General features: G+C 55.0%; 1 rRNA gene. It reads left to right on the top strand.

Annotation, left to right across the window (positions count from 1 at the left end):
- Positions 1–188: 188 nt before the first annotated feature.
- Positions 189–3,202 (top strand): 23S ribosomal RNA (locus tag QWJ39_RS16230); the annotation flags it as partial.

The raw sequence follows: 3,202 nt of genomic DNA on the forward strand, positions 1-3,202 counted from the left end.
GGGTGTGTGGTACGGGGTTGTTGTTTGAGAACTACATAGTGGACGCGAGCATCTTTTATAAGAAGCAATTTCCAAGAATATGAACCTGGATCTGGCTGCGCTCGATGATGACTGCCCCTTGTTGGGTGGTGTTGTTGTGGTGTGGTTGGTTTCTGTGGTTCTCTCGAAATTACTCCTTGATCTTTTGTGGTCAAGTTTTTAAGAGCACACGGTGGATGCCTTGGCATTAGGAGCCGAAGAAGGACGTAGGAATCTGCGATAAGCCTGGGGGAGTCGATAACCGGACTGTGATCCCAGGGTGTCCGAATGGGGAAACCCCGCCAGGGGCGCGAGTTGCCTGGTGACCCGCATCTGAACACATAGGGTGCGTGGAGGGAACGCGGGGAAGTGAAACATCTCAGTACCCGCAGGAAGAGAAAACAATAGTGATTCCGTTAGTAGTGGCGAGCGAACGCGGATCAGGCTAAACCGTTCCATGTGTGATAGCCGGCGGGCGTTGCATGGTCGGGGTTGTGGGACTTTCCGTTCTGTCTCTGCCGGGACAGTGGGGTGAGAGCGTGGGCATAGGTGAACGGTCTTGAAAGGCCGGCCAGAGAGGGTGTGAGCCCCGTAACCGAAATGCTTGTCACGCCGCCTGGAGAGTATCCCAAGTAGCACGGGGCCCGAGAAATCCCGTGCGAATCTGTCAGGACCACCTGATAAGCCTAAATACTCCCTAATGACCGATAGCGGACCAGTACCGTGAGGGAAAGGTGAAAAGTACCCCGGGAGGGGAGTGAAACAGTACCTGAAACCGTGTGCTTACAATCCGTCGGAGCAGCCTTGTAGTTGTGACGGCGTGCCTTTTGAAGAATGAGCCTGCGAGTTAGTGTTACGTCGCGAGGTTAACCCGTGTGGGGAAGCCGTAGCGAAAGCGAGTCTGAATAGGGCGTTGCAGTGGCGTGATCTAGACCCGAAGCGAAGTGATCTACCCATGGCCAGGTTGAAGCGACGGTAAGACGTCGTGGAGGACCGAACCCACTTCAGTTGAAAATGGAGGGGATGAGCTGTGGGTAGGGGTGAAAGGCCAATCAAACTTCGTGATAGCTGGTTCTCCCCGAAATGCATTTAGGTGCAGCGTTGCGTGTTTCTTATCGGAGGTAGAGCTACTGGATGGCTAATGGGCCCTACAAGGTTACTGACGTCAGCCAAACTCCGAATGCCGGTAAGTGAGAGCGCAGCAGTGAGACTGTGGGGGATAAGCTTCATAGTCGAGAGGGAAACAGCCCAGACCACCAACTAAGGCCCCTAAGCGTGTGCTAAGTGGGAAAGGATGTGGAGTTGCGAAGACAACCAGGAGGTTGGCTTAGAAGCAGCCATCCTTAAAAGAGTGCGTAATAGCTCACTGGTCAAGTGATTCCGCGCCGACAATGTAGCGGGGCTCAAGTACACCGCCGAAGTTGTGGCATTCAGATTTTTGCTAAGCCCTTGTGGTTCAGGCGTCTGGATGGGTAGGGGAGCGTCGTGTGGGCAGTGAAGTCGCGGTGTAAACCAGCGGTGGAGCCTACACGAGTGAGAATGCAGGCATGAGTAGCGAAAGACGGGTGAGAAACCCGTCCGCCGAATGATCAAGGGTTCCAGGGTCAAGCTAATCTGCCCTGGGTAAGTCGGGACCTAAGGCGAGGCCGACAGGCGTAGTCGATGGACAACGGGTTGATATTCCCGTACCGGCGAAAAACCGCCCATGTTGAACAGGGGATACTAACCGCCCGAGACCTGCCCGATCACCCTTGTGGTGTGAGGGTTTTGGTGGAGCGCGGGACCGAAACCTGGGAGGCAAGCGTATTAACAGGTGTGACGCAGGAAGGTAGCCGGGCCGGGCGATGGTTGCCCCGGTCTAAGGATGTAGGGCGAACGGTAGGCAAATCCGCTGTTCATGATGCCTGAGACCCGATGGGACCCCCGTATGGGGGGATCCGGTGATCCTATGCTGCCGAGAAAAGCATCGACGCGAGGTTTTAGCCGCCCGTACCCCAAACCGACACAGGTGATCAGGTAGAGAATACTAAGGCGATCGAGAGAATTATGGTTAAGGAACTCGGCAAAATGCCCCCGTAACTTCGGGAGAAGGGGGGCCCCTATCGTGATGGACACTAGCTGTCCGGAGCGTGGCGGGGCCGCAGAGACCAGGGGGAAGCGACTGTTTACTAAAAACACAGGTCCGTGCGAAGTCGCAAGACGATGTATACGGACTGACTCCTGCCCGGTGCTGGAAGGTTAAGAGGACCGGTTAGCCGCAAGGCGAAGCTGAGAATTTAAGCCCCAGTAAACGGCGGTGGTAACTATAACCATCCTAAGGTAGCGAAATTCCTTGTCGGGTAAGTTCCGACCTGCACGAATGGAGTAACGACTTCCCCGCTGTCTCAACCATAAACTCGGCGAAATTGCAGTACGAGTAAAGATGCTCGTTACGCGCAGCAGGACGGAAAGACCCCGAGACCTTTACTATAGTTTGGTATTGGTGTTCGGAGTGGCTTGTGTAGGATAGGTGGGAGACGTTGAAGCCCGGACGCCAGTTCGGGTGGAGTCATCGTTGAAATACCACTCTGGTCACTTTGGACATCTAACTTCGGCCCGTAATCCGGGTCAGGGACAGTGCCTGATGGGTAGTTTAACTGGGGCGGTTGCCTCCTAAAAAGTAACGGAGGCGCCCAAAGGTTCCCTCAGCCTGGTTGGCAATCAGGTGTCGAGTGTAAGTGCACAAGGGAGCTTGACTGTGAGAGAGACATCTCGAGCAGGGACGAAAGTCGGGACTAGTGATCCGGCGGTACATTGTGGAATGGCCGTCGCTCAACGGATAAAAGGTACCTCGGGGATAACAGGCTGATCTTGCCCAAGAGTCCATATCGACGGCATGGTTTGGCACCTCGATGTCGGCTCGTCGCATCCTGGGGCTGGAGTAGGTCCCAAGGGTTGGGCTGTTCGCCCATTAAAGCGGTACGCGAGCTGGGTTTAGAACGTCGTGAGACAGTTCGGTCCCTATCCGCTGCGCGCGCAGGAAATTTGAGAAGGGCTGTCCTTAGTACGAGAGGACCGGGACGGACGAACCTCTGGTGTGTCAGTTGTACTGCCAAGTGCACCGCTGATTAGCTACGTTCGGATGGGATAACCGCTGAAAGCATCTAAGCGGGAAGCTCGCTTCAAGATGAGATTTCCATACACC

It is taken from the genome of Arthrobacter sp. YD4, from assembly GCF_030410515.1.
Taxonomy (GTDB): domain Bacteria; phylum Actinomycetota; class Actinomycetes; order Actinomycetales; family Micrococcaceae; genus Arthrobacter.